General features: G+C 61.5%; 2 protein-coding genes and 2 rRNA genes. All 4 read right to left on the bottom strand.

The genetic code is table 11. The annotated features are described in order from the left end of the window. Positions 1 to 153: 153 nt before the first annotated feature. Entirely contained in the window at positions 154 to 3,186 is a 3,033-nt protein-coding gene (locus AC4EEO_RS20110; protein WP_491339569.1) for a glycoside hydrolase family 2 TIM barrel-domain containing protein, read from the bottom strand. 96 nt (positions 3,187 to 3,282) lie between these two features. Beyond that, positions 3,283 to 4,290: a LacI family DNA-binding transcriptional regulator gene (locus AC4EEO_RS20105; protein WP_491330826.1), complete on the bottom strand. Its 1,008-nt coding sequence runs from the start codon at positions 4,288 to 4,290 to the stop codon at positions 3,283 to 3,285. A 77-nt stretch (positions 4,291 to 4,367) separates the two neighbouring features. Continuing rightward, a 5S ribosomal RNA gene (gene rrf / locus AC4EEO_RS20100) occupies positions 4,368 to 4,484 on the bottom strand. A 171-nt stretch (positions 4,485 to 4,655) separates the two neighbouring features. After that, a 23S ribosomal RNA gene (locus AC4EEO_RS20095) occupies positions 4,656 to 7,784 on the bottom strand. Between the last annotated feature and the right edge of the window lie 195 nt (positions 7,785 to 7,979).

The raw sequence follows: 7,979 nt of genomic DNA, 5'->3' as shown, positions 1-7,979 counted from the left end.
CCCACCAACCCCACCGCAAATCCAGGAACAGGGGGCTCCGCACACTGCCGGAAACCGCGGAGTTCCGCGGTTTCCGGCAATGCTGACCGTGCCCTCTCAGTGCCTTCGAGGGTTTGGAGCCGATGTCGGGTGGCTCACATTCCCGGAGTGGCCTCAGCCGTGGACTTGGAGGAGGACCTCAAACTCAGCTTCGCGGGGCTTCAGCCGGTAGGGCTCCAGGACGCCGGGACCACAGGCCGCGGTGCCAACGCCCCGCCGGGCGTGATCAACGTAAACGTAGCTGCGTCCGTCCGGAACGAGGTCGGGACGATGCGTCGCTGCTGCGAGGACGTCCATGCCGTAGGGCCTGACGGTCAGCGCAAAGGGCTCTCCGGAGAGTTGCAGCTGCTTGCCGCCGGTTTCAAGAACCGCCTGCCGTACGGAGCCGCGTGCCCCGGACTCCTGCGGCCGGACATAATCAACATCCCAGCCGACGAGCGGCAACTCGAACCACCCCACCCGCGCTCCCTGGCCGGTGTCGGGGTAACTCTGGTGCGGTCCCTGCCCGAACCAGTTCACCGTGGTTGTCTCGGCCGCCAGGACCAGCTCCAGACCGATTCGCGCCCATTCGATGTCGAAGCCGGCGTTGACCCAGTCCCCTGCCGGCTTAACGCGGGTGCGCAGTGCCAGTGCTCCGGAGTTGCTGGTCCACAGGTAATCAACCAGCACTCCGTACTGCTTGTCCGCAATGCCAACGCGGGTGCTGACACGGAGTTGTTCCCCGCCCCCTGCCGCGGGTTCTGCCGTAATGCCCAACAGGCGTGTGTGGAGGCGGTCAAGACCTGCGTCCTTCCACTGGGTGGCAAGCGGCCGCTCGTCGGTGCTCCCCCATTCCCGGCCCAGATCGTTGTCAGTGGGTGCCCACCACAGGACCAGCCCCAGTTTGTCGACGGGAAGGCCGCCGATGGACGTGGGCATGCCGGTGGCCCGGCTGAACCGGGCGTTGCTAAGTTTCAGCTCGTCGTCCATGACCTCGACACCGTCCACGGCGGGCAGCCGGGGATCCTGGGTCCCAAAACGGGCCGCCTGGCCCCAGGCGACCTCGTGGCCGGCCCCTGCCCAGGCCGTATCGGAAGCAAGCACCGCGCTCACCGTCAGCACGGCAGACTGGCTGGATGCCGGCGCGGCAGCATACCGGGCAATCTCCGTCGGCAGCTCGACGACGGCCTCGGACTGGGGCGCTATCGGCGCAACGGCCACGGACCCCTCCACCTGGGTGTCGCCGTCGGCCACAACTGTGTACCGGAAGCTGAAGGCGGACGTGTCCGCAAAGTCCTGGCCGTTCCGCACGGTGAAGCGGGCCCAATCCTGCCCGACCTCTATGCGCAGCGGCTCGATGACCTTCTTGAAGTCCAGCAGCCCGGGGCGGGGCTTGCGGTTGGCGTCAACCAAGCCGTCAGTGACGAAGTTTCCATCGTGGATCTCTTCGCCAAAATCCCCGCCGTAGGCGAAGTGTTCGCTGCCATCCGCGTCCGTCACGGTGATGCCGTGCTCCAGCCACTCCCACACGAAGCCGCCCATCAGCCGTGGGTATTTGTCGAACAGTTCCTGGTATTCGCTCATGCCACCGGGCCCGTTGCCCATGGCATGGACGTATTCGCAGAGCACGAATGGCATGGCGCGGCGCCTGGCGTCCAGTTCGGCGTTCTCGAGGGGCGGTTCGATTCCTTGGCCGATCAGCGCCGTCTCGGCCTGGCTGGCATACATCCGGGAGTAGACGTCAACGTCGGGCGAAGACCAGTCGCCTTCGTAGTGGATGGGGCGCGACGGGTCGCGGTCCTTGGCCCAGCGCGACATGGCGGCAAGGTTCCGGCCCGTGCCAGCCTCGTTGCCGAGCGACCACATGATGACTGACGGATGGTTCTTGTCGCGTTCCACGGTCCGCTCCATCCGGTCCACCAGGGCTTCCTCCCACTGCGGATCGTCGCTGGGGTTCTGCGCCCATCCGGCCCCCACGAATCCATGCGTCTCGAGGTCGCATTCGAGGACCACATAGAACCCGAGCTGGTCTGCCAGGGCGAGGAATTCCGGATGCGGCGGGTAATGCGAGGTGCGGATCGCGTTGATGTTGTGTTGCTTCATCAACCGCAGTTCCGCCTCCACCACATCCCGCGGCACCACGCGGCCCAGCCTGGGATGGTGTTCATGGCGGTTTACGCCGCGAAGCAGGATGCGCCGGCCGTTGACTTTGAACTGGGCGTCTTCGATGGTGATGCTTCGGAATCCCACCTGCACGGATGCTGTCTCACCGGGGGTGCTGACGGTGGCGTCATACAGGCGCGGCTGCTCCGCCGACCACGGCGCCACGCCCGGGACAGTATGTTGGGCCCCGGCGGGGAGTTCCAGGCCGAGTTCAGGGATGCGGACGACGGCGTCAATCGCCTTGCCGGCCCGGGTCACCTCGACCCTCAGCGTGCCGTTACCCGTCGCGTGGTCGTAGTCCGCGTGGACGAACAGATCGTCGAGGCCGTCAGCGGGCCGCGCCTGGAGGGTCACGTCCCGGAAGATCCCCGGAAGCCACCACATGTCCTGGTCCTCCACGTAGCTCGCGGCGGAGAACTGGGCCACCCGCACCGCCAGGGTGTTGGCGCCTACCACCAGGATGCCGGACACGTCGAATTCGTGGGCCAGCCTGCTGCCGCGGGTGGTTCCGAGTTCAACACCGTTCAGCCATACCGTCCCGGCGTTGTCGATGCCGTCGAACCGCAACAGCGCGTGCGGGAAGAACTCCGGGCCCGCCTGGAAGGTCACCAGGTGGTCACCGATGGGGTTGGCTTCCTGGACGAACGGCGGTTCCACGGCGAAGGGGAACTGGACATTGGTGTAAGCCGGGGATCCGTGGCCGTGCATGCTCCAGCTGGAGGGGACAGGCAGCGGGACGAAACCGGCCAGGTGCGTGCCGTGCTGCCACCCGTCGTTGGGCGCAGTCCGGATTCCAGGGCTCAGCCTGAACTGCCAATCACCGTTGAGGGACAGCCTGGGCGCGTCAGTTGCCAGGTAGGAGCGCGCGGGCAGGCTTCCGCGTCCCGGCGCCAGCGAGGCCAACTCCCGGACCTCTTCCTGGCCAAGCTCCAGGTTGGGGGTGGAGTGTGTGGCGCCGCGGGGGTCCTGGCCGCCATCAGTGGCGGCGGGGGTGTGGAGTGCCATGGTCTTCCTTGCTGCAGGTGTGGTTTACGGGGTTGCGTGAACGTTCACGCGGATGCGGTTAAAGCCTATCCGCTGCGCGCGCCTTTGAGTAGGGGCCTAGGCGGACTGGCGGAGGACCAGCTCGTGCCGAAGGATCAGATGCGCCTCGGTCCCGCCTTCCGCGAGCGAGCCCGAGAGGAGTCCTTCGAGGAGGCCGACGGCGGCACGTCCGACGGCTCGCAGGTCCAGTGCGAGGGTGGTCAGCTCAGGGGTGAGCAGTTCTCCGAGCGGTATCCCGTCCATTCCGATTACTGCGCAGTCGCCCGGCACGGCGTTGCCGGAGGCCTGCAAGGCTTTAAGCGCACCGGCGGCCATGAGGTCGTTGAAGGCAAGGATCCCGTCAACGGGTTCTGCTCGGCCCGCCAGGAGGGCCACGGCCGCCTTGGCGGCGGCCGCGGAGGGCTCGGCCTGGAAGCGGGTGAGCTGCATTCCCGCCTCCTCGGCGACGGCTGCTGCTGCCGCGCTCCGACTGCCGGCAGGCGCTCCCTGGTCCGAGTCCAGGAAGGCGACGTTCGTGCAACCCCTGCCGGCAAGGTGCGCAAGTGCCAGCCTCGCGGCGTGGTGGTAGTCGAACGAGATGCGGCCGGCGGTTCCCGCGTCCGGTGAGTCCAGGGCGACGACGGGCCGGCGGCCCATCAGCGCCTGCGCCTCGTCCGCGTGTGGCGCAAGGTAGCCAATAAGGGCGTCCACCTGGGGGGCGAGCCTGGCAGCGGCGTCGGCAGCACTGCCGGTTCCGTGCCCGTAGTCATCAACCACGACGTTCCAGCCGCGCCCGGTGGCTGCCTCCACCACGCTGGACGCAAACGCGGGGAAATATGGGTTGGTCAGGTCCGGGATGGCGAGGCCAATCGATACCTTCGCCCCTTGGACCAACCCCTTGGCGAAGCGGCTGGGGCTGTAGCCCAGCTCCGAAGCGATCCTTTGGACGCGTTCACGGGTCTCGGGGCTGATCCCGGCCATGTCGTTCATGGCACGGGTTACGGTTTGCCGGGAGACGCCGGAGGCAGCGGCAACATCGAGGATGGTGGCCCGCTTGCCCTTGGGGCCCGTGCTTCGGGGAGTCATAGACGGTAAGTCTAGGTGGTGTTTTTAAATGTGGGAGGCCCCAACCGTGTTGGTTGGGGCCTCGACCAGTGGTGTGTGTCCGGCGGTGTCCTACTCTCCCACACCCTCCCGGGTGCAGTACCATCGGCGCTGTGGGTCTTAGCTTCCGGGTTCGGAATGGGACCGGGCGTTTCCCCCACGCTATGACCGCCGTAACCTTGTTACCCGTCCCAACCCCTTTGTGGGGTTGGTGGGAAGACTGTGGTTACAACATGTGTGGTGTTGTTATTCAGTTGTTGGTTCCGTGCCGTATCAAACCCCGGGTGTTGGGGGTTGTTGGTTGGGAACCACATAGTGGACGCAAGCAGATTTTTGTATGTATCTGTGTGGTGTAAGTTGTTGGCCTATTAGTACCGGTCAGCTTCACGAGTCGTTAGTCCTCGCTTCCACATCCGGCCTATCAACCCAGTGGTCTGGCTGGGGGCCTCTCACACATAAAGTGTATGGAAATCTCATCTTGAAGCGAGCTTCCCGCTTAGATGCTTTCAGCGGTTATCCCATCCGAACGTAGCTAATCAGCGGTGCACTTGGCAGTACAACTGACACACCAGAGGTTCGTCCGTCCCGGTCCTCTCGTACTAAGGACAGCCCTTCTCAAATTTCCTGCGCGCGCAGCGGATAGGGACCGAACTGTCTCACGACGTTCTAAACCCAGCTCGCGTACCGCTTTAATGGGCGAACAGCCCAACCCTTGGGACCTACTCCAGCCCCAGGATGCGACGAGCCGACATCGAGGTGCCAAACCATGCCGTCGATATGGACTCTTGGGCAAGATCAGCCTGTTATCCCCGAGGTACCTTTTATCCGTTGAGCGACGGCCATTCCACAATGTACCGCCGGATCACTAGTCCCGACTTTCGTCCCTGCTCGAGATGTCTCTCTCACAGTCAAGCTCCCTTGTGCACTTACACTCGACACCTGATTGCCAACCAGGCTGAGGGAACCTTTGGGCGCCTCCGTTACTTTTTAGGAGGCAACCGCCCCAGTTAAACTACCCATCAGGCACTGTCCCTGACCCGGATTACGGGCCGAAGTTAGATGTCCAAAGTGACCAGAGTGGTATTTCAACGATGACTCCACCCGAACTGGCGTCCGGGCTTCAACGTCTCCCACCTATCCTACACAAGCCACTCCGAACACCAATACCAAACTATAGTAAAGGTCTCGGGGTCTTTCCGTCCTGCTGCGCGTAACGAGCATCTTTACTCGTACTGCAATTTCGCCGAGTTTATGGTTGAGACAGCGGGGAAGTCGTTACTCCATTCGTGCAGGTCGGAACTTACCCGACAAGGAATTTCGCTACCTTAGGATGGTTATAGTTACCACCGCCGTTTACTGGGGCTTAAATTCTCAGCTTCGCCGTGAGGCTAACCGGTCCTCTTAACCTTCCAGCACCGGGCAGGAGTCAGTCCGTATACATCGTCTTGCGACTTCGCACGGACCTGTGTTTTTAGTAAACAGTCGCTTCCCCCTGGTCTCTGCGGCCCCGATCCCCTCCACACCGCGAAGGTGTATCAAGGTTGGGGCCCCCCTTCTCCCGAAGTTACGGGGGCATTTTGCCGAGTTCCTTAACCATAATTCTCTCGATCGCCTTAGTATTCTCTACCTGATCACCTGTGTCGGTTTGGGGTACGGGCGGCTAAAACCTCGCGTCGATGCTTTTCTCGGCAGCATAGGATCACCAAATCCCCCCAAACGGGGGTCCCATCAGATCTCAGGCACCATGAGTGGCGGATTTGCCTACCACTCGCCCTACATCCTTAGACCGGGACAACCATCGCCCGGCTCGGCTACCTTCCTGCGTCACACCTGTTAATACGCTTGCCTCCCAGGATCAGGTCCCGCGCTCCACCAAAACCCACAACACCACAAGGGTGAGCGGGCAGGTCTCGGGCGGTTAGTATCCCCTGTTCAACATGGACGGTTTTTCGCCGGTACGGGAATATCAACCCGTTGTCCATCGACTACGCCTGTCGGCCTCGCCTTAGGTCCCGACTTACCCAGGGCAGATTAGCTTGACCCTGGAACCCTTGATCATTCGGCGGACGGGTTTCTCACCCGTCTTTCGCTACTCATGCCTGCATTCTCACTCGTGTAGGCTCCACCGCTGGTTTACACCGCGACTTCACCGCCCACACGACGCTCCCCTACCCATCCAAACACCTGAACCACGAAGGCTTAGTAAATGTTTGAATGCCACAACTTCGGCGGTGTACTTGAGCCCCGCTACATTGTCGGCGCGGAATCACTTGACCAGTGAGCTATTACGCACTCTTTTAAGGGTGGCTGCTTCTAAGCCAACCTCCTGGTTGTCTGGGCAACTCCACATCCTTTCCCACTTAGCACACGCTTAGGGGCCTTAGTTGGTGGTCTGGGCTGTTTCCCTCTCGACTATGAAGCTTATCCCCCACAGTCTCACTGCTGCGCTCTCACTTACCGGCATTCGGAGTTTGGCTGACGTCAGTAACCTTGTAGGGCCCATTAGCCATCCAGTAGCTCTACCTCCAGCAAGAAACACGCAACGCTGCACCTAAATGCATTTCGGGGAGAACCAGCTATCACGAAGTTTGATTGGCCTTTCACCCCTACCCACAGCTCATCCCCTCCATTTTCAACTGAAGTGGGTTCGGTCCTCCACGACGTCTTACCGTCGCTTCAACCTGGCCATGGGTAGATCACTTCGCTTCGGGTCTAGATCACGCCACTGCAACGCCCTATTCAGACTCGCTTTCGCTACGGCTGCCCCACACGGGTTAACCTCGCGACGTAACACTAACTCGCAGGCTCATTCTTCAAAAGGCACGCCGTCACCAGAATCAGACTGGCTCCGACGGATTGTAAGCACACGGTTTCAGGTACTGTTTCACTCCCCTCCCGGGGTACTTTTCACCTTTCCCTCACGGTACTGGTCCGCTATCGGTCATTAGGGAGTATTTAGGCTTATCAGGTGGTCCTGACAGATTCGCACGGGATTTCTCGGGCCCCGTACTACTTGGGATACTCTCACAGGCGGCACAAACACATTACGGTTACGGGACTAACACCCTCTCTGGCCGGCCTTTCAAAACCGTTCACCTATGCGCGCACATCACACCCCACCAGCCCGGCAGAACTGGTATGGAAAGTCCCACAACCCCGACCATGCAACGCCCGCCGGCTATCACACATGGAACGGTTTAGCCTGATCCGCGTTCGCTCGCCACTACTAACGGAATCACTATTGTTTTCTCTTCCTGCGGGTACTGAGATGTTTCACTTCCCCGCGTTCCCCCCACGCACCCTATGTGTTCAGGTACGGGTCACCAAGTCACTCGCGCGCTCAGCGGGGTTTCCCCATTCGGACACCCTGGGATCACAGTCCGGTTATCGACTCCCCCAGGCTTATCGCAGATTCCTACGTCCTTCTTCGGCTCCTAATGCCAAGGCATCCACCGTGTGCTCTTAAAAACTTGACCACAAAGATCAAAAAATTTCTCGAGAGAACCACAGAAACCAACCACACCCCAACACCCACAAAGGGCATCAACAGCGCAGCCAGATCCAGGTTCATATTCTTGGAAATTGCTTCTTATACAAGATGCTCGCGTCCACTATGTAGTTCTCAAACAACAACCCCAAACCACACACCCCACACACCACGCCCGCAACAG

The organism is Pseudarthrobacter sp. MOO13 (assembly GCF_058267655.1).
The sequence above is the reverse complement of the archived record's forward strand: the minus strand, read 5'-3'. Positions and strand labels throughout refer to the sequence as shown.

Excerpts from the sequence above, each read along its gene's own strand:
- AC4EEO_RS20110 (WP_491339569.1), bottom strand. The coding sequence starts at position 3,186 with ATGGCACTCCACACCCCCGCCGCCACTGATGGCGGCCAGGACCCCCGC.
- AC4EEO_RS20105 (WP_491330826.1), bottom strand. The coding sequence starts at position 4,290 with ATGACTCCCCGAAGCACGGGCCCCAAGGGCAAGCGGGCCACCATCCTC.